We start from the raw sequence: 18880 nt of genomic DNA, 5'->3' as shown, positions 1-18880 counted from the left end.
CTGCGGAGCAGTTGACAGCGATCCAGCGCTGGTACCGAATCTTGAGTTTAGCGCTGGTTAAGTATCTCAAGGGGCGTCAATTGCAGTCGCCGGAATGCCTGTCAGCGCCTGCTTAGTGGATTCAACCGCTCTTTTTAGGATCATAGGTTTCTTTGAGCGCATGATAAGCAGATAAAGCTGAATCTTTATCGTCTTCAATAATGATTACTGTATTCCTGGCAGGATATGAACACTCACCTAGGCGCCCATGAACTGGATCATGGAATTTGAGCATGGCTGTTAAATCCTCTAATGACACGACAGTAAAACCATATTCCTTGGCGAGCAATACTGGAATGTCGATCTCACTGGATTCTTTAATCAGAAGAATGGGGCGTGCGTGCGCACTAAAATGTGCCGAGTTAATCAGTTTCGATAGCCGCCAGATATCGAGGCCAGCGACTGTGTATTCAGTCAAGATGAAATCATAGCTGCCTGCCATTAAGGCAGCTATGAGTGCCTTGGCCGATTCCACGTAAGTCACTGCATCAAGCTCAATCTCTGCTGCAACCAGCGAGGCTTGTAACGCTTCAGCGTTACCGAAAGGATCTGTTGCTATCAATAAGTTCATGAACGCTACTCCAAGATTTGCAAAAGAATACTGCCCAGGATTGCCTGTGTTGGCCCAAGCCACAAGATCCTTTCACCCCAATCAGCACAGGTCAAAACCAACACTCATGTCTGCAATAATGTCTTTGTTCGGTTTTAGGGTAATACTCGCAGCTTCTTGAATGTCACCGGAGGTTTTAAAGGTAAATACCCTTAATAGGGTCACAATGATGATCATCATTTCCAGCTCGGCAAAATGACGACCAATACAATTGTGTAAGCCTCCTCCAAACGGAAAATATGCGTACTTGTGCCGCTTGGTCTCGGAGGTAAGATTTAGAAAATGCTCAGGATAAAAATCATTGGGTTTTTCCCAAAACCCGGGATGGCGATGTGCAGCATACATACTCAAAATGACAATCGTATCCTGGTCAATGGCAAAATCATCTATGGCAACCTCAGCAATGGCTTGGGTTGCCAGGGCAGCAGCCGGAGGATAAAGCCGCAGGGTTTCATACAGAGCCGCTCGGGTATAGGTCATTTTCTCCAAGTTTGCCGCATTCAATGAAACATCTTGATACTTTCTGACCTCGTTGGTTATTTTATTGTGTACGCTTTCGTTTCTGCCGATCAAGTAAAAAAACCAAGCCAGTGTATTCAAGGCGGTGTCTTGCCCGGCAAAAAATAAATTAATGGCTTCATCCTTCAAGAGCATAGGGGTCATGCTGTAACCGGTCTTTGTATCGCTTGCCTGTTGCATGACCGAAATAAGACTGTGCTCAGCGGTCTGTTGTTGCCGGGTTACTTCTTGACTCATAAAGTCTGATAGTTGGTTAACGGCGGCATGGTAGCTTCTGTTTTTGCTGGGCATCAACGTCATCAAGGTGCCATTACTGATAATTTGCGCCACTATCTGCAGCAATAAACCGGCGCTGATAATTTCAATGGCCTGGATTAATTCCTTGCTATTGGGGAGTGTGTCAACAGACCGCCCCATTAAGACCTGAATAAATATTCTTTGAATCAATTGCTTTAGCTCGATGGAGAGATTGATCGGTCCAGGAGCTACCGAGAGTAATCGCGCATTTGCGCGTGTGGCTTCCTGGATAAAGACCTTTTCCCATTCGCTAATCGCCTCCTTGGTAAATATCGGCTGCATCAGGCGTCGTTGCTTAGTCCAAATTTCGGTCTTGCTATTGACCAAGCCATCGCCAAATAATGATTTTTTGGCCTCATAAAGAAAATCTCGACTTAACAAACCTCTCGCTTCTTGTGCATAGACTTCCTCAATGTGCTCAGGATGACGAACAAATAGGAGTTTCTTGTTGAAAAAACGGGCTAAAACGAGATCGCCATGACGCTGATGAATAGAGGTTAGCGCTTTAATGGGTCGGTGCAAAGATCGAAGTACTGGAATAATAACGGCAGGGCCTTTAATGAGCGGTAACGCTGATCTTAAAACGTCCATTTAATTTGTCCGACTAAGGAACGCTCGTTAATGGGAACATCCCCCGGTAATAATAAAGGATTTAAACTGGGCTCTTTCGCATTGGTATCCAGTAGGTTGTTGACTCTCAGAATTAGCTCAAGGGGTTTGGCAATTTGCGTCGAAAGTGTCACACCTAAAATAAAATATCCCTCTAAATTGGCTCTTGGGTCATTTTCGGGGCGACGTCTTTCCCCTACCCAATTCATTTGCGTCCCAATTTGCCAGTCTCTGGCAAACTCCCAGTTGATCAGTGATTTCACCATATGTTCAGGCAACAGACCCGTTTGATTGCTTTCACTGACGCCGTGATAACTGTAATTAACTGAAAAGTTAAGGTTCTCATTCAAGGCATATCGGACCTCTGTCTCCAAGCCAATGCCATTAATTTTTGAGGCATTGCTAAAACCGACCGGGTTGGGTGAAACAGCGGTCATGGAGGTTAAGGTCGAATCGCTCACTGAAGTGATCAAATTATCAAATTCAAACCAGTAAACATTGGCAGAAGTGGCCAGACCCGGGGACCATTTGTTTTCAATCTGAAACTCTAGGGTATTGACGGTTTCAGATTTAATATTCGCATTAGGCGTTAATGGCAAGTTTTTTTCAAGAAAAGACGGCGGTCGGAATGACCGACTGTAGAGTAATTTGGCAGTGAGATTGCTGTTGACATTCCAGACTAACGAGACGCGTGGGCTGATACCATCGGAGACATCGGAATAATAATCGTACCGCAATCCAGTAGTCAGATAGAAATCCGTGACAAAGTTCCATTCATCCTGGAACAGGGCATATAAGTTTGTCCGATCTTTAGACATTAACACCGGATCTTGTCCAAACACCGACACCTCAGTCGGAGGTATTTGCGTCACAAAGCCGGGTGTAATCAGGTAGTTGATTTTATTACTGACATTATCCACCCAGTGATAGATGATGCCAGTACCCAGGGTCATTTTATGTTTCTGACTGCCGGTATAAGTCAATTGCTGGGTCAGTCCGGTAGTTCCCTGAAAGTTACTGGCTTGACTGTCCGCACCTTGGGGCAGTAAGCCGCCAAAAGTCCCGGCCGGCAATAACTTATAATCCCAGTTCGTGTCTTGTCCTAAAAAATAGAATGTGGCATCAAGACCCAAGGCATCAGAAAGTTTATGTTTCACCGACAGATCAAGATTATAAATATCTTCATCGGTTGCGCCTTTCGGATCCAGCGCGAGCGCAGCACCCTCCCCGGTCTGCACATTGTTGAATCGTTGATACCCCATTCTGAGCCTGAGCCAATCTTGGTAAGCCACATCCATTCGCGCATCGATATCGTCACGACCAAAGTGCGTGGTACCCGGCGCAGAGGATGCAGCTGTTCCGAACACCTCATCCAATACTGTCTGAGCATCACGATTGATGCGCCCCTGGCTTCCATGGGTTGTGCCGCCCTGCAGAGAAACCGCGTAGTCCCAATCGGCCTCTTTCTGGCCGTATTGCCCCCAGCCTTCGTAGGTATCCTGACTGCCAAAGAAGCCGCCGATAGTGCCGCCCTTTAGTTCTCCACCGGTTTTGGTGATCACATTGATAACCCCGGTAGTCGCGTCGCCCCCATAAAGCATCGATCCCGGACCGCGGATAATTTCGATATGAGCTATATTTTTGACCGGCATGGTCCAGGCAAGCGGCTTACCACCAATTGCGGTATTTCTAAGCGGAATGCCATTGACTAACACCAGGACTTGGGTGTTCGCCTCGGAATAGATACCCCGAAATCCAATCACTTGATTGCCCGCCCTGGCATTGCTGACATGAATACCGGGTAGATATTCCAAAATATCCTCTAACCGTCTGGCACCAATAGCCTCAATATCTTTATCGGAAATGACAGAGGTCACGCTCGGTGAAAGTTTTATTGGCAAAGGGTGGCCGGATGCTATCGAAATCATTTTCTCATTACCGTATATCAACTCCAAGTCATCCATTGCTTGGATGGAATCCGGTAATAAAATGACGATAATTAGCAGTTGCTTTGTCATTTTCATGCCACCCCACCTTTTGCAATTATTTATATTTTCTTACGATATTCTTAAAGCATTGAAAATATATATAATTGTAGATACAGTTTAGTACATCTACTTGACAATTAGTCTATACAACTGATTTGTACTGCGCAAGCTTTTTTACTTTCAGTTTAATACAGACAGCAGCTTATCAAACCGCGCACAGCACACCTACGGAAAAAGTCATATCACAACAGACCCATACGAACAGCCTTATTTTGATTTTGAATTCTACAGAGCCAAAATCTCGCCAAACGAGTACCCAATAAATTTAGTGCGAACGATTGCCGGTTTGCACTGAAACCTGCCTGGCAATATTCCTCTCCTCCTTCTGTGATTGACACTAAAAACTCTTCACAAATCAAATTAGGGTTTTGAATAGTTTTTCTTAAAAAATTAATAAATGATAGCTCTGCAGACTGAATGACAACATTTGATTCAATAAAACACGAGCAAAACTGACCCATTCGGAAGAGAGATATTATGAATAAGCCAACTCTAATTTATCTTCGACCCAAATCAGCTGCTGAATATTTAGGCATAAGTATCGCTACATTCTGGCGCTTAGTCGCGAAAGGAAAAATTCCAACTGCTAAAATAAGCGCACGCGCGACCGTCTGTAAACGTGAAGATCTTGATGCGCTGATTGACTCTACAATGTAAGGACTCATTATCAGATTCAAACGACTGCCCGCTATTGCCGAACGAATCGGCTTTTTGGCAACATTAACCTGGATAGTATTGAACAAGGCCAGAAATTCCGCATGATAGAAGAAAAAACCTTTAAGTGGCTGAATCCTCTGAACCGGTGCTACAGGCAATCCGGCGGCTGAAGTTGGAGCCCTTTGAGGTATTTGACCAACACCAAACTGACTATTCGGTTCTCCCGCAAGATCGTTCCACTCCTCGGCAGCTGGATGATCGCTTCGCTTTTGATCCGGATTGGCCAGTCGAATGAAAAAGCCCCAGCTGTTATAAATCAGCGCAGTAATCCTAGCCATCGCACGTCAACGCATTAGCTTTTGGATGGTAAAACAGCCTCCGTGGCTTTTCAACTCGTCGAAGTTGTTTTCATCGTCGGCGCGGTTCCGGTAGAACCGAACGACGCTCAGATTTCGTCTCCAGTGAAGTCATCAAGACACTGTTTTCGTAGTCATCCACCCAGTCGCAGCCTCGCATGAGCCGATCGAGGGAGGGAGCCGCGCCAGCCAGTTTTCACCACAAGCCTTTGAGCCATTTCCATATCCCGGGCGCGCTTGTTAGGAGGCCATCTGCTTACCGCTCCGGACTTCCACTTCCAGAATCAAGCGCAGAATAGCGATCAGATCGATAAAATAGGTGTGCGACGGGCGTCCCGGCTTAGGCAGGTTGTCACCGACTTTTGCACCTTACTGATGCCGGAAACCGTCTTATTCGTGGTAGCACCGCTTCCGGAACCCAGGACTCGACCGACACCGGCGCATAGACACGATCAAGACTCACTGGGGACAAAAGAAAGCTATCCTCTTTCGATCGTTTGCTGAAACTAAACCTCATCGAATCTATGCTGACCACCTTACTCATGCCTAAAAAACCGGGATTGATGCCATCACCCCGCAAGGCATTGATGCGCACTTAACACTGAAGATCGGGGAGCACCGACGCTAAGACGACTCCCACTACATCAGTTTTGGTCGGCGCATTAGGCTCGTCCACTGTAATGAACACTTGGATAGCCCTTGGTTAAACAAGCCACTGACTGACATGAAGGTAAACAATAAAAAACGACAACTGACTCAGCGGCGGCACCGCTGCTTGGTGATTCCATTTGACATGAATACGTCCCCCAAAGGTATCGACCACAACGGGCTATTCTCCGGGGTTAAATACTTTCGATTGAGTTTCACCCATTGGCAAAGTCATGATCTCTTGCAGAATTGCCTCACTGTCCCGTAATTTCAATATTTTAGGACAGTTTAACAAGTTTTAACTGCTCTTTTTAGGTGAAACAGAGACGTTAAAAGTCAGAGAAACGGGAACATATAATAAGATAATCTTATCTGGCCCACAAGTCACGGGCACCTTCAGACGGTTTCTGCAGCTGATGAAGAAAAACAACAAGACATTAGTGCGCAGATAGTCACATAATGGAAAATGTGAAAGACAGAATAAGGAATGACCTAGAAACAGGCAGACAAAGTGGTCGCGACACTGATTGCCGATCACGAGCGCAGGAAGTGCGCTCAAAAAAGGCACAAATGAATATAAATTGCGTTTTTGCACAAAGCGACATTGAACGCGACATTACTAAAGTTGAAGACCAAAAAAAAGGCCTAGCATTTCTGCTAAGCCCTTATCTTGATTGGCTCCCCCGGACGGGCTCGAACCGCCGACCTAGTGATTAACAGTCACCCGCTCTACCGACTGAGCTACAGGGGAATAACTTTTTTTAAAATTGGCGCGCCCGGAGAGATTCGAACTCCCGACCGCTCGGTTCGTAGCCGAGTACTCTATCCAGCTGAGCTACGGGCGCTTAATTTAGCCGCTTATTATCTTTTTTTATTATTTTTGTGTCAAGCTTTATCTTACTAAATTTGGCGGAGAGTGAGGGATTCGAACCCTCGATGGGAGTTAAAGCCCATACTCCCTTAGCAGGGGAGCGCCTTCAGCCTCTCGGCCAACTCTCCAATTTATTTACTCTTGGGAACCTGTCGACTCTGACTGTTCTTTTTTAATTCTTTCGTATATTTCTTCTCTGTGAACAGAGACTTCTTTAGGTGCGTTTACACCAATGCGAACCTGATTTCCTTTAACTCCAAGAACAGTGACAGTCACTTCATCACCAATCATCAAAGTCTCTCCTACCCGACGAGTCAAGATAAGCATGGCTTCTCCCTTTTGTATTTTAAAATATAGACTGCATTCATGCAGTAACCAACCAAGACGATAATTATATCAGATTAAATAGATAAATAAAGCCTATCTTTGCTGGGGCTTATGCTCTAAGTCGAAAGCTTCGTGCAAAGCTCTCACGGCAAGCTCAAGGTACTTTTCATCTACGACAACTGAAATTTTAATTTCCGATGTCGAAATCATACGGATATTAATATTTTCCTGAGCCAGGGTTTTAAACATGGTACTCGCAATACCTGCGTGAGATCGCATTCCGACACCTACTATGGATACTTTGACGATCTTATCGTCACCTGTGACAGCCTTGGCATTAAGCTCACTGCAAATTGAATCGAGTATTTCTTTGGCTTTCGGGTAATCATTACGATTGACTGTAAAGGTAAAATCAGTAGTTAAGTCTCCCGCAATATTCTGAATAATCATGTCGATTTCAATATTTGCATCGGCGATAGGGCCAAGAATTTTAAAGGCAACTCCGGGTAAATCGGGAACACCGGTGATAGTGAGTTTCGCCTCGTCCCGGTTGAATGCGATGCCGGATATTAAAGCTTGTTCCATTTGATCTTCCTCGTACGTTATAAGGGTCCCGGGACCATCTTGAAATGATGATAAAACTCTCAATGCCACGTTATATTTACCGGCAAATTCAACTGATCTGATTTGAAGCACTTTAGAGCCAAGACTGGCCATTTCAAGCATTTCCTCAAACGTAATTTTATCCAATCGACGGGCATTGGGTACTACCCTGGGATCTGTTGTGTAAACCCCGTCAACATCGGTATAAATATGACATTCATCCGCTTTAAGTGCCGCCGCCAGCGCAACCGCTGTTGTGTCAGAGCCGCCACGACCCAATGTGGTGATATTGTTGTCTTCGTCGACACCTTGAAAGCCGGCGACCACAACAACCCGACCAGAATCCAGATCTTTACGCATCCGCGCATCATCGATTTTACGGATTCTAGCTTTGGTGAAACTGCTGTCGGTTAAAATCTTTACCTGACTTCCGGTATATGAGCAAGCCGGACATCCCAGATCGTGCAGCGCCATGCTTAGTAAAGACATCGTGACTTGTTCGCCAGTTGATACCAGCACATCCAATTCTCGAGAACTGGGTGATTGCTGGATGTCTTTGGCCAACCCGATAAGCCGATTAGTCTCTCCGCTCATTGCCGAGACAACCACAACCAATTGATGACCTTGATCATGTACTTTTTTAACGCGTTCAGCGACCGCTTTGATTCGCTCAACCGAACCGACAGACGTACCGCCAAATTTGTATACGTATAATGCCATTCTTGTTTTTTCCCTGACTTAAGAACTTAACTGTTGTTCAACCCATTTCGGAATAGCACTTAATGCCTCATCCAAATGAGTGGGGTCATTCCCGCCAGCCTGAGCCATATCCGGACGACCTCCCCCTTTACCACCTACTTTTGAAGCGACTTGATTGACCAGATCTCCCGCTTTGATGCGTGAGGTTTGATCTGGTGAAACGCCGGCAATCAGACTGACCTTACCCTCTGCAACAGTCGCAAGCACTACTGCAGATGAGCCTAATTTATTACGCAGCTGATCGACCATCTCTCGCATGGACTTTGGATCAATGCCGTCCAAACGGACTGCCAATACTTTTACGCCATTAATATCTATGGCTTGAGAGGAGAGTTCAGTCCCGGCAGAGCTAGCTAGTTTAGACTTGAGCTTTTCAAGTTCTTTTTCCAGCTGCTTGTATTTTTCTACCAGCTGCTCCACTTTTTCATAAGCCTTATCTTGCGGCGCTTTCATCAAGCCGGCGATCAGTGATAAGGTTTTCTCTCTGGAGTCCAGCCAATCCATTGCCGCCTTTCCGGTAACAGCCTCTATTCGCCTTATTCCCGCAGCCACCCCAGTTTCACTGACAATCTTGAACAAACCAATATCGCCCGAACGATTGACATGGGTTCCACCGCACAACTCGACCGAAAAATCACCGATTTTCAACACCCTTACTTCTTCGCCGTATTTTTCGCCAAATAACGCCATTGCACCTTCCTGCATGGCAGATTCCTTGTCCATGACTTCAGCAATTACGGGATCATTCAAGCGTATGTGATCATTGACCAACTGTTCAATCGTGTTTAACTCGCTCTCAGAAACAGGTTCGAAATGTGCAAAGTCAAAACGAAGCCGTTCGGAATTCACCAACGAACCTTTTTGAACCACATGTTCACCTAAGGTTTTTCGCAGCGCAGCATGGAGTAAATGGGTAGCTGAATGATTCAGTTCCGTCGCCTTGCGATTATTCATGTCGACTTTAGCGACACACATTTGATTTAAACTCAAGCTACCGGCTATGACGGTACCTCTATGAAGAAATTGATCTCCGGCTTGCTTTTGCGTCGTATCAACGCGAAAAATTGAAGCATTGACTTCCAGTAATCCGCAATCACCCGCCTGCCCTCCGGACTCACCGTAAAAAGGCGTTTTATCCAGTACGACAATACCCTCGTCCCCTTCATTAAGAGCATCAACTGCTTGTCCTGACATAAATAATCCGACAATTTTCGCTTGATCTTCAAGGTGATCATAACCGGTAAACTCAGTCCGCCCTTCGATAGCAATTGCGTTTTTATAATCCGTACCAAAATTGCTGGCAGCTCTCGCCCTATCCCGTTGCGCAGCCATTTCGGTTTCAAATCCGGCATGATCAACGGTTAAATTATTTTCACGTGCAAAATCGGCGGTCAAATCAACAGGAAAACCGTAGGTATCGTACAGCTGAAAAACCACTTCGCCGGGTATCGTCGCCCCTTCCAACTTGGCAACGCAGGCTTCGAGAATCTTCATGCCTTGCTCAAGCGTTTCAGCAAAACGCTCTTCTTCTTTTTTTAGAACGCGTTCTACTTGTTCTCGGGCGTGAACCAGTTCGGGATAGGCTTCGCCCATTACCTTCGCCAACGGAGCGACCAGTTTGTAGAAGAAAATATCCCTGATACCCAAACGGTAACCATGGCGAATCGCTCTTCTTATGATGCGGCGCAGCACATAACCTCGCCCTTCATTCGAAGGCATCACTCCGTCAGTCACCAAAAATGCGCACGAGCGAATATGATCGGCTATGACGCGCAACGAACTATTCGTCACATCGCTGGTGTTGGCCAAGCGGGCTGACGCCTGGAGTAACTGCTGAAACAAATCAATTTCATAGTTACTGTGTACATGCTGCATCACTGCCGATATGCGTTCCAAACCCATACCGGTATCTACCGAGGGTTTAGGCAAAGGGTGAAGTTGACCGTCTTTATCGCGATCATATTGCATGAATACGAGATTCCATATCTCGATATAACGATCACCGTCTTCATCAGGCGAACCAGGGGGTCCGCCAGCGATACCTTCACCGTGATCATAAAATATTTCACTGCAGGGTCCACAAGGCCCTACATCACCCATCGCCCAGAAATTATCTTTTGCGCCTATCCTTGAAAATCGCTCAGGATCGACACCTATATCTTGCAGCCAGATCTTTTCTGCTTCGGGATCTTCCTCGAAAACCGTTATCCAGAGCTTTGAAGCCGGAATATTCAGCTCTTGGGTTAAAAACTCCCAAGCCAGCTTAATGGCATCTTCTTTGAAGTAGTCGCCAAAGCTGAAGTTACCCAACATTTCAAAGAACGTGTGATGACGGGCCGTATAGCCGACATTTTCCAAATCGTTATGTTTACCACCCGCCCGGACACAACGCTGACTGGTGACGGCACGGGTATAGTCACGGTGTTCGCGTCCTAAAAATACATCCTTGAACTGCACCATACCGGCATTGGTAAAGAGCAGAGTGGGGTCGTTACCGGGAACCAAAGAACTGGAAGGTTGAACGGAGTGCCCGCGGTTCTGAAAGAAACTCAGAAAGGCGGAGCGCAATTCGGCGCTGGTCATATTTTTCATCATGATAGTGTTTACAAGTCTTGGAACTTATTCAAATCGTATGTTTAATGTCTTAAACAAGGCGCTGACCATGGAACCGGTAAAACCTCGTTGTTGCAAGAAACGGCTGCGTTTAGCCCACTCATTTGGGCTTATAACGGTCTCTTGTGAAAATTTTTTCTCATAAACCTTGGCTAAAACATCCATCCAAGTGCCTGCCGTTTCATCAAGCACAGAATCCATGTCAAAATCATCAATGCCCGCCTGATTTAACTCGTACTCAATTCGCTTGGGCCCATAACCTTTTAAAATGCGCTGCCGAGTAAAACTCTCTGCATAACGTTGTTCATTCAAGTAGTTTTCGGCAAGCAATTGGGCAAGCACTTCATTGATCAATGAAAGCTCAAATCCTTTAGCCTTCAACTTCCTGATCAACTCCAACAAACTGTGATCTCGTCGTGCCAGCAGACTTAAACAAATCTCTTTAATCCTTTTTTTTGATTCCATTCAACTTTGTGCAGCCAAGCGCAACTAGTATATTTTTACTTACTCTTCTGTCAGCGTATCGTCGGCAACACTTTCGATCAGACTGACTTTACCAAATGCTTCATTTCTGATTTTTTCTTCAATTTCCTTGGCTTTATCGGCATGTTCCCTAAAATATTGTTTAGCATTATCTTTGCCTTGCCCAATCTTTTCATCGCCGTAACTGTACCAGGAACCGGCTTTTTGGATAAATCCGTAGGTGACCCCGAGATCTACCAGTTCTCCGAAAAATGACACGCCTTCGCCGTAGAGAATTTCAAATTCTGCCTGTTTAAAAGGGGGAGCCACTTTGTTTTTGACGACTTTCACACGAGTTTCGTTACCGACAACTTCCTCGCCTTTTTTGACTGAACCTATCCTGCGTATATCCAACCGTACTGACGCATAAAATTTCAGCGCGTTACCGCCTGTGGTCGTTTCTGGATTACCGAACATGACACCGATTTTCATACGAATTTGATTGATGAAAATGACCAGAGTATTGGAGCGTTTGATATTGGCGGTCAGTTTTCTCAATGCCTGGGACATTAAGCGCGCCTGCAATCCCATGTGGGAATCGCCCATATCACCCTCTATTTCCGCTTTGGGTGTCAGCGCTGCAACCGAATCAACCACCACAATATCGACGGCGCCGGAGCGTACCAGCATATCTGTAATCTCTAAGGCCTGTTCGCCGGTATCGGGTTGTGAAACCAGCAAATCATCGACATTCACACCAATTTTTTCGGCATAACTGGGATCCAACGCATGTTCAGCATCGACGAATGCTGCTGTGCCACCTAATTTTTGAATTTGGGCAATGACGGATAAGGTCAGCGTTGTTTTGCCGGAAGATTCCGGACCGTAAATCTCAACGATACGCCCTCGCGGCAGACCGCCACATCCCAAGGCGATATCCAAGGTCAAAGAACCGGTTGAGACGACTTGAATATCGCGGGAAGCAGTGCTATCTCCCATTCGCATGACAGAGCCTTTACCAAATTGTTTTTCAATCTGTAATAATGCCGCACTCAACGCTTTTTTCTTGTTCTCATCCATTATGTCCTGCCTTTTAGTCAACCCCAAAAATGGCGTTTATTATGCCATAGGGCATTTGTTTAACACAGTTAATATTGCCGGGTAATTCAAGAGGAAAAGCACGTTAAACAGCGTGCTGTTCAGTAACCCGGCAACGCTTTTTGCTCAGATAAACTCGCAACAAACTGGCTGGCTTCGGCAATCGTCATTTCCATTGCCTGAATCAGCTGAGACATATCCAGGCTGATTTCTATAAATTCATGCTCTATCGCTGCAATAGCCTGAGCATTCAGATTGTGCTTGAGATAAAGGACCTGATCCTTAAACGCCATTAACACCGGTGATATTCTTGCTTCAGCACGCTGCATGGCTTTGATCAGTCTTGCATAATGCTGCTGGGAAAGTTTAAGTTGCTGGCGGCTGCGGGCTTTTAGCGACCGGTTGGAATATTCATTCAATTCACTTTCCCACTCGACAAACAGTGCAGCACTAACGTCTTCAATAGCTTTGATCCGCTGAGTTACCGTATCGGCCTTTATCTTGCAAAAATCATATTGCCGCTGCAAAAGTTTGTATTTATGTTCAAGCGACGATTCATCCATAACCACAATGGATTTAAACCGCTCCAAAGCACCCTCAAAGTGTACCTTGGTATCTTGTAAACTTTCGCAGGCCTGTTCAACCTGACAGACAACGATGTCCCGTTTATGATGCCCCAAAGACTCCCTTGCCTGGTAATAAACTTTCCGTAATTGTCTTTGTAAATAACGGTTTATCAAATTTACAGTTTTTTGAATCAGGTTAATATCTTCCATTTAGAGTGCATCTTTATTAATGAGGGTAATGCGATAAGCGGTGTTTTGCGTAAATTCTATAAAACAAGGGTCGACAATACCCAATCGGGTTAGTTCGGACAGATTCAAACCTGCCGGAATCTCCGCCGATTTAACCAGAATCAATTCATCGGCATTCACCGCGTTGGCGAGCCAGGCCGCCAAACTGTCCGACGTAACATCCCAACAAGCAGCAATTCCAGCCTGGTTCAGCAATTTAAAATCGGGCCACCAGATCAAGCGCTCGCCATTGCTTGATCTCTCTTTTATCTCTTTTAAACCATCCGCAAACTTGAAGTCACTCAGAATCGATTGAAACAACAGCGCCATTTGCTGCATTGCAATAATCGCCATGTGATGGGCGCATTCATCATCAAAGTGCCAGCGCTGCTGAGCTTGCCGAATGGTATCGGCAAAGACCCCGCCGCCAGTTACAATAACTAAACCCGCAGGATAATGCTGATCAATTTTCGTCAGGTATGTCTTTAAGTTGCAGGAGCGCTCCAGACTACCGCCAACTTTTACAACCTTCATGCGGGTTGCATTTGCTGAAGTACATTAAGCAGTGCAGATGCTTTATCGAAACACTCTTGATATTCGGCGGCCATTTCGGAATCATTGACAATGCCCCCGCCCGCCCAGAAACGTATCGTGTCCGCCGATTCAATTAATGTTCGGATGACTATATTGGTATCCATATTACCATCAAAGCCAATATAGCCGATTGCACCGCAGTAAATTCCGCGCCTATTCGGCTCCAGTTCTTCAATGACTTCCATCGCTCGAATTTTTGGAGCTCCAGTAATCGACCCGCCCGGAAAACAGCTTTTAAGTAAATCCAGTGCATGTTTACCGTCTGCCAATTCGCCTGTCACGGTGCTCACCAAATGGTGAACAGTCGCATAACTTTCGATAGCAAACAATTTAGGCACTTTTACAGAACCGTTTTTGCAAGTTTTACTGATGTCATTCCGCAGCAAATCGACAATCATCACATTTTCAGCACGGTCTTTATCGCTGTTTTCCAATAATGCGGCTTGCTCCTGATCTTCTTTAATGATGGCCCGGCGAGGACGCGTTCCTTTAATCGGCTTGGTTTCAACCAATCTTTCATGCACTTTGAGAAAGCGTTCAGGCGATGAACTCAGAACGGTTGCCTCAGGCGTTTTCATAAAACAACTGAAAGGAGCCGCATTCAATTCTCTGAGTTTGAGATAAGCCGTCCAGGATTCGCCCCGGCAAGGCGCACAAAACCGTTGCGACAAATTAACCTGATAGCAGTCTCCCTCTTTCAGATAGTGTTTGATCCGATTAAACGCTTTTTCATAGTCGGCTTTATTCATATTGAAGGCTACCGGCCCGGTCACCTCAAATTGTTTTTCAGGGCTCGCCTCCGGCAATCGACTGAAGCGGCCAACCAGGTCTTCACGCTGTTTTTCAGTCAGATAACCGATCAGCTGACTTTGTTTTTTTTCATGATCAACCACCACAGCCCAAAGATAAATTCCTACCGCCATTTCGGCAAGATGTTCCTCGTCGGCGCTGATTTGCGGCAATTTTTCCAAACGACGCGCCAAATCATAAGCAAAATAACCGATCGCACCACCATTGAAAGGGATATCCGGCAAGGCGGGCCAATCCAGGGTCAAAGCCTGCTTAACAAGTTCGAAAGGATCTTCATCCGAAAAAACGGTTTCTCCATCTCTTTCAATGGCTGTGATCAGTCCATGCGTCATCAAGGTGCAAACCGGCTCGGCCGCGATGATATCAAATCGGCCTTGTTGAACACTGGGGAAACCGCTATCCAGAAACACCGCCCAAGGCTGTCCGGACAAAGGCTCAAAAAGTTGTGCGCTATCCTCGAAGTAAGGCAGCGGCTGAACTGTTTTTATCGGTGAAGACATGAGGTCAATGCTCAGTTAACTGTATTTTTTAAGCTTCTTGACAAGAAAGCAACGGCCAACGCAGGCGCGCAATCAGCAGGACTTAATCCCAATGTTTCCGGTACAACCGGCAACAAGTCACTAAAATCCACATAAGACATGCGCATATTAACGGCCAGCTGTTTAACCAAAAAGCGACCCACACCGGCACCAATCAGGGGTGGGACTTTTGTCCAGCAAGCTCTCGACAATTGCCGCTCGCATCCCAACTGAAGGGTTCGAACTTGTTCCGCCCGGATTGACTGAGCCAATTGTGACCAACTGGAAAAAGGCTCATCTTGCCACTCCATCCCTATCATCCGCGCCAGCCGTTTCGCACTGGCCTGCCGGGTTTTTTCCGCACCATCGGCTGATTCGTATTGATCATGCGCCTCATCCAGCTCTTCTGTCAGTCTGTAAACATCCGCCATCGTTGCAAAATATTCAGCCATGACACCCACATCATGACCTTTGAAAAAAAACCGGTTGGCAATTGCCATCACCGCCGTGCGAACCACCCCGGTATAAATCAACTCACGGGTAATGAGTCGTTCATAGTCGGTCAACCCTTGCGCCAGCACCTGCCCGTTGACCAGCGCCAGTATATCGGTCGTGGTGCTGCCTATATCGATAAAAAGCCCGTTGCCGCAATGTTTCACCGCATAATCCGCACTCGCCAACCAGTTAGCAGAAGCAATAGCCTGATAATGTGCTTCGGTGATTGAGTCCGCACGCAGAAAACCCAGCGACCCAGCGTATACGAGCAAATCATCAGCCGAAAGCACTGACTTCATGACGTTAAGGATTTGCTCCACACCCTCTGCCCGGCTTTGAAAACAATCCGCCAATTCGCCCGTCATTGTTATTGCATGGTGAGCAGCAGGAGACGGCATTATTTTCAGCAATTCATTAACAGCACTTCGCAATTGATCCAGGCCTTTCCATAAAGGACAAGGATATTGCAAAACCTGGACAGGGCTACCCTGAGCATCCAACATCACTGCTTTCAGGTGCGCGCCACCAATATCCCAACCTATCACGTCAATTTCCATTGGCGACCCGGCTGATGGGAACAGTTACAGTTTTATCGTTTATAGCCACAAGTTCTGGGATTTTTTCATTCATTTGGATAACAGCCCCGGCAATATTAAGCCCTAATGCGTCATAAATACCGGCATAAGACGAAGTCAATCGAGGATTAATTTCTAAAACATATAGTTGTGAGTCATGTTCAATCAGGTCAATGCCGACATAACCCCATAATCCGGGAAAAGCCTTGGCAATCCGACCGACTAATTCTTGATGTTCTGAAGTTTGAACATCTGAATTGACAAGGCATTTAACCAATTTGAATAGACCGCCATCGATCGCTATCACTTGCGTATTGACACAAATGAGTCTTGCATTTCCGTAGCCAAACAAACAGGAAAAACTAATTGTCCTACCTTCAACATAGGGTTGAATAATGTAGCGCTCCGGAGAAACCAACTCGAAAGAAAGAATGCCATTATCTATCAGATAAGTCGTCTCACAACCCATGCCATCAATCGGTTTGACGACAAACCGGCCGGGTTTTGCTAAATGTTCTGAATGATAGCGTTCGGTTGGCACCGCTTTAATGCCATGGGCTGCAAGTATTTCCCAGGTATTAAATTTATTAGCAGTTAACGCCACCGCCTGCTCAGAAGATGACAAAAGTATTTTACCGTGCGCATTAATGCGCTGAGTCAAATTCAAAAGCGTATTATTTATTTCGGGTGCGACAGGCCAAACAGCATCACAACTGGGCAAGAGCATTTCCATAAGCGCAATCCAATCAGGCTCTGCGTAAACAGGTACGGTGCGGAACCGAGTGAAATCGAAACTGATCGAGTTCAATATTCGGGCATCAAGCATAACAGTGACCTGGACATCATCCAATTCCGCAAGATCCCTTAACAAAGCGGTCAGCATCAATAGTCCCTCGTTAACCAGATGTTCCGGGACAAGTTCAGAACAACAACCTCCACCGGTAATATATTCAAAAACCAGGAGTTTCATATTGGCTCAATCGAGTCACAGTTCAAAAAATAACTGATGATATTGTAACATTCCATTAACATAACCGTTCAGAGAGAAGTGCCGATACTGTTAACGAGCTCGTAACACACTATTAATAAATGCTATGCAGATAATACCGGTCATTGATTTAAAAGACGGCTGTGTCGTTGCGGCTAAATACGGCCAAAGAGAGCACTACCAACCTATAAAATCGGGCTTAAGCACAAGCCACGAGGCTAAATCCATTATTGAGGCTTTACTCAAGCTGCATCCCTTTAACTTATTTTATCTGGCAGATCTTGACGCTATCACGGGTAATGGCTCACATCAAAAAGAGATTAAAGACATTCTCCGCAGTTTCCCGCACATTATATTTTGGATAGATCAGGGATATAAGCATTTTGAAAAACTTTACAGTGAATTTAAAAATGCCATTGCTGTCATTGGCTCAGAATCACTTGAAGAGTCAGATTTAGCCCATTTAATGCTGATAAACGATAGCTACGTTTTATCCCTGGATCACGCTAAAGATAAAAAACTGGGCACGGCAACTGTATTTGAAGACATTCGATTTTGGCCTGAAACCATCATTATCATGAATCTTAATAAAGTCGGCAGTTTTGAAGGACCTGATTTTAAAATGCTGAAGCAATTTAAAACTCACTATCCAGACAAGCAGTTTGTCGCAGCCGGTGGCATTCGCAATCAGGCTGATTTAATTGCACTAAAAAAACTGGACATACACCAAGCACTGGTAGCCAGCGCTTTGCATTCCGGGGCTATCGGCAAAAAAGAACTCGAACATCTGAAAAATTGAAGCTACCCGCCCGCTTTCAATTGAGGGTGTCGATGCTTGGTTTCAAAGGACAGGTGAATACGTCCTGTTGCAGAAGCCTTTTCAATCAATTACCTACATCCTATAAAACTGGAGGGGGTGAAGATACGAAAAATTAAGGCGTACCAATATTTCAGGCAAAAAAATACCCCGAAACGGGGTATTTTTTAACCAGACGAAATGAATCGCTTAGTTAGCAGCAAAAGGATGAACAGCAGTTCCTTTAGCAGCAACTACTTCAGCAGCAGTTGGCAAACCGGCAACAGCACGCTCAAGCGCTTCTTTAGTTGCTTTGTAGTTGTACTCTTGAATTTTAGCGTTGTCTTCAGCTAACCAGTGAATGAAAACACCAACTGATACGAACAGGTTGTCTGCTTCGTCAGCTGGAATTGTGCCGTTTTCTACGCAATCAGCAACAGCCATAGCTACGCCGCGTTGTGCTGGTCCAAACATTTGAACAGCTTGTTTAGAACCTTTAATGGTTACTTTATTGAACATAACAGTTGCAGGTTTAACCATCAGGTTAGGTGCAACAACAGCTAATAAGCTTGAAAAGCCGTCTTTGTTATTGGTCAAAGTGTTAGCAAAAGCAGTTTCTGCAGCTGAACCACGTGGGCCAATGATTAAGTCGATGTGTGCAACTTCGTTGCCTTCGCCTATTAATGATTCGCCTACGCGTAAGTTTGTAATTTTAGCCATGCTTGTTGTTTCCTTCGGAGAAAAAAAATAAAAAGTTTAAATCTATACAGACATTAGGAAATGTCACGGGTATA

General features: G+C 45.5%; 16 protein-coding genes and 3 tRNA genes. 2 read left to right on the top strand and 17 right to left on the bottom strand.

The window, feature by feature from the left end:
• Positions 1-121: 121 nt before the first annotated feature.
• From Q7V32_RS18600 to Q7V32_RS18590, 3 genes are all read right to left on the bottom strand, one after another.
• Complete coding sequence (locus tag Q7V32_RS18600) at positions 122-610, bottom strand: hypothetical protein (RefSeq protein WP_304898476.1); 489 nt, start codon at positions 608-610, stop codon at positions 122-124.
• A gap of 81 nt (positions 611-691) precedes the next feature.
• Positions 692-2056 (bottom strand): cytochrome P450, encoded by a 1365-nt coding sequence (locus Q7V32_RS18595; RefSeq protein ID WP_304898475.1) that lies wholly within the window; start codon positions 2054-2056, stop codon positions 692-694.
• Positions 2044-4098 (bottom strand): TonB-dependent siderophore receptor, encoded by a 2055-nt coding sequence (locus Q7V32_RS18590; RefSeq protein WP_304898474.1) that lies wholly within the window; start codon positions 4096-4098, stop codon positions 2044-2046. Before Q7V32_RS18590 ends, Q7V32_RS18595 begins: the two co-directional genes overlap by 13 nt.
• Before the next feature lie 501 nt (positions 4099-4599).
• On the opposite strand from Q7V32_RS18590, the gene Q7V32_RS20885 reads away from it, so the two are divergent.
• Positions 4600-4779 (top strand): helix-turn-helix transcriptional regulator, encoded by a 180-nt coding sequence (locus tag Q7V32_RS20885; RefSeq protein ID WP_370691481.1) that lies wholly within the window; start codon positions 4600-4602, stop codon positions 4777-4779.
• A gap of 1679 nt (positions 4780-6458) precedes the next feature.
• Here the strand turns inward: Q7V32_RS20885 and Q7V32_RS18580 are convergent.
• The 13 genes from Q7V32_RS18580 to Q7V32_RS18520 form a co-directional block, all read right to left on the bottom strand.
• Positions 6459-6534, bottom strand: a tRNA-Asn gene (locus Q7V32_RS18580).
• A gap of 17 nt (positions 6535-6551) precedes the next feature.
• Positions 6552-6628, bottom strand: a tRNA-Arg gene (locus tag Q7V32_RS18575).
• Between the two features lie 62 nt (positions 6629-6690).
• Positions 6691-6782: transfer RNA gene (locus Q7V32_RS18570), tRNA-Ser, on the bottom strand.
• 7 nt (positions 6783-6789) lie between these two features.
• Positions 6790-6981 carry a carbon storage regulator CsrA gene (gene csrA / locus Q7V32_RS18565; protein WP_159658441.1) on the bottom strand — a complete coding sequence of 64 codons (192 nt, stop codon included), beginning with the start codon at positions 6979-6981 and terminating at the stop codon, positions 6790-6792.
• A gap of 93 nt (positions 6982-7074) precedes the next feature.
• The gene (locus Q7V32_RS18560) at positions 7075-8304 is read right to left on the bottom strand and encodes an aspartate kinase (protein ID WP_304898472.1); all 1230 of its coding nucleotides are present in this window, start codon (positions 8302-8304) and stop codon (positions 7075-7077) included.
• An 18-nt stretch (positions 8305-8322) separates the two neighbouring features.
• Positions 8323-10926: an alanine--tRNA ligase gene (alaS, locus tag Q7V32_RS18555; protein WP_370691484.1), complete on the bottom strand. Its 2604-nt coding sequence runs from the start codon at positions 10924-10926 to the stop codon at positions 8323-8325.
• Positions 10927-10962: 36 nt separating this feature from the next.
• The gene (locus Q7V32_RS18550) at positions 10963-11421 is read right to left on the bottom strand and encodes a regulatory protein RecX (protein ID WP_304898471.1); all 459 of its coding nucleotides are present in this window, start codon (positions 11419-11421) and stop codon (positions 10963-10965) included.
• Positions 11422-11460: 39 nt separating this feature from the next.
• Positions 11461-12498 (bottom strand): recombinase RecA, encoded by a 1038-nt coding sequence (gene recA, locus Q7V32_RS18545; RefSeq protein WP_304898470.1) that lies wholly within the window; start codon positions 12496-12498, stop codon positions 11461-11463.
• Between the two features lie 119 nt (positions 12499-12617).
• Entirely contained in the window at positions 12618-13292 is a 675-nt protein-coding gene (locus Q7V32_RS18540) for a DUF2959 domain-containing protein (protein WP_304898469.1), read from the bottom strand.
• A complete protein-coding gene (locus Q7V32_RS18535; RefSeq protein ID WP_304898468.1) occupies positions 13293-13844 on the bottom strand; it encodes a uridylate kinase in 552 nt (183 codons plus the stop codon).
• Positions 13841-15214 (bottom strand): aminodeoxychorismate synthase component I, encoded by a 1374-nt coding sequence (gene pabB / locus Q7V32_RS18530; protein ID WP_304898467.1) that lies wholly within the window; start codon positions 15212-15214, stop codon positions 13841-13843. The genes Q7V32_RS18535 and pabB overlap by 4 nt, the downstream gene beginning before the upstream one ends.
• A gap of 11 nt (positions 15215-15225) precedes the next feature.
• Positions 15226-16284 carry a hydantoinase/oxoprolinase family protein gene (locus tag Q7V32_RS18525; protein WP_304898466.1) on the bottom strand — a complete coding sequence of 353 codons (1059 nt, stop codon included), beginning with the start codon at positions 16282-16284 and terminating at the stop codon, positions 15226-15228.
• The gene (locus Q7V32_RS18520) at positions 16274-17272 is read right to left on the bottom strand and encodes an ATP-grasp domain-containing protein (protein WP_304898465.1); all 999 of its coding nucleotides are present in this window, start codon (positions 17270-17272) and stop codon (positions 16274-16276) included. The genes Q7V32_RS18525 and Q7V32_RS18520 overlap by 11 nt, the downstream gene beginning before the upstream one ends.
• Positions 17273-17396: 124 nt before the next feature.
• Between Q7V32_RS18520 and Q7V32_RS18515 the strand changes: the two genes are divergently transcribed.
• Positions 17397-18089 (top strand): HisA/HisF-related TIM barrel protein, encoded by a 693-nt coding sequence (locus Q7V32_RS18515; RefSeq protein ID WP_304898464.1) that lies wholly within the window; start codon positions 17397-17399, stop codon positions 18087-18089.
• Between the two features lie 207 nt (positions 18090-18296).
• Here the strand turns inward: Q7V32_RS18515 and fae are convergent, their stop codons facing one another.
• On the bottom strand, positions 18297-18806 hold the full coding sequence (fae, locus tag Q7V32_RS18510; protein ID WP_159658431.1) for a formaldehyde-activating enzyme: 510 nt from the start codon (positions 18804-18806) through the stop codon (positions 18297-18299).
• Positions 18807-18880 lie beyond the last annotated feature (74 nt).

It is taken from the genome of Methylicorpusculum sp., from assembly GCF_030651835.1.
GTDB lineage: Bacteria > Pseudomonadota > Gammaproteobacteria > Methylococcales > Methylomonadaceae > Methylicorpusculum.
The sequence above is the reverse complement of the archived record's forward strand: the minus strand, read 5'-3'. Positions and strand labels throughout refer to the sequence as shown.

Coding starts and splice junctions, on each gene's coding strand:
- Q7V32_RS18600 (WP_304898476.1), bottom strand. CDS start 610: ATGAACTTATTGATAGCAACAGATCCTTTCGGTAACGCTGAAGCGTTA.
- Q7V32_RS18595 (WP_304898475.1), bottom strand. CDS start 2,056: ATGGACGTTTTAAGATCAGCGTTACCGCTCATTAAAGGCCCTGCCGTT.
- Q7V32_RS18590 (WP_304898474.1), bottom strand. CDS start 4,098: ATGAAAATGACAAAGCAACTGCTAATTATCGTCATTTTATTACCGGAT.
- Q7V32_RS20885 (WP_370691481.1), top strand. CDS start 4,600: ATGAATAAGCCAACTCTAATTTATCTTCGACCCAAATCAGCTGCTGAA.
- csrA (WP_159658441.1), bottom strand. CDS start 6,981: ATGCTTATCTTGACTCGTCGGGTAGGAGAGACTTTGATGATTGGTGAT.
- Q7V32_RS18560 (WP_304898472.1), bottom strand. CDS start 8,304: ATGGCATTATACGTATACAAATTTGGCGGTACGTCTGTCGGTTCGGTT.
- alaS (WP_370691484.1), bottom strand. CDS start 10,926: ATGACCAGCGCCGAATTGCGCTCCGCCTTTCTGAGTTTCTTTCAGAAC.
- Q7V32_RS18550 (WP_304898471.1), bottom strand. CDS start 11,421: ATGGAATCAAAAAAAAGGATTAAAGAGATTTGTTTAAGTCTGCTGGCA.
- recA (WP_304898470.1), bottom strand. CDS start 12,498: ATGGATGAGAACAAGAAAAAAGCGTTGAGTGCGGCATTATTACAGATT.
- Q7V32_RS18540 (WP_304898469.1), bottom strand. CDS start 13,292: ATGGAAGATATTAACCTGATTCAAAAAACTGTAAATTTGATAAACCGT.
- Q7V32_RS18535 (WP_304898468.1), bottom strand. CDS start 13,844: ATGAAGGTTGTAAAAGTTGGCGGTAGTCTGGAGCGCTCCTGCAACTTA.
- pabB (WP_304898467.1), bottom strand. CDS start 15,214: ATGTCTTCACCGATAAAAACAGTTCAGCCGCTGCCTTACTTCGAGGAT.
- Q7V32_RS18525 (WP_304898466.1), bottom strand. CDS start 16,284: ATGGAAATTGACGTGATAGGTTGGGATATTGGTGGCGCGCACCTGAAA.
- Q7V32_RS18520 (WP_304898465.1), bottom strand. CDS start 17,272: ATGAAACTCCTGGTTTTTGAATATATTACCGGTGGAGGTTGTTGTTCT.
- Q7V32_RS18515 (WP_304898464.1), top strand. CDS start 17,397: ATGCAGATAATACCGGTCATTGATTTAAAAGACGGCTGTGTCGTTGCG.
- fae (WP_159658431.1), bottom strand. CDS start 18,806: ATGGCTAAAATTACAAACTTACGCGTAGGCGAATCATTAATAGGCGAA.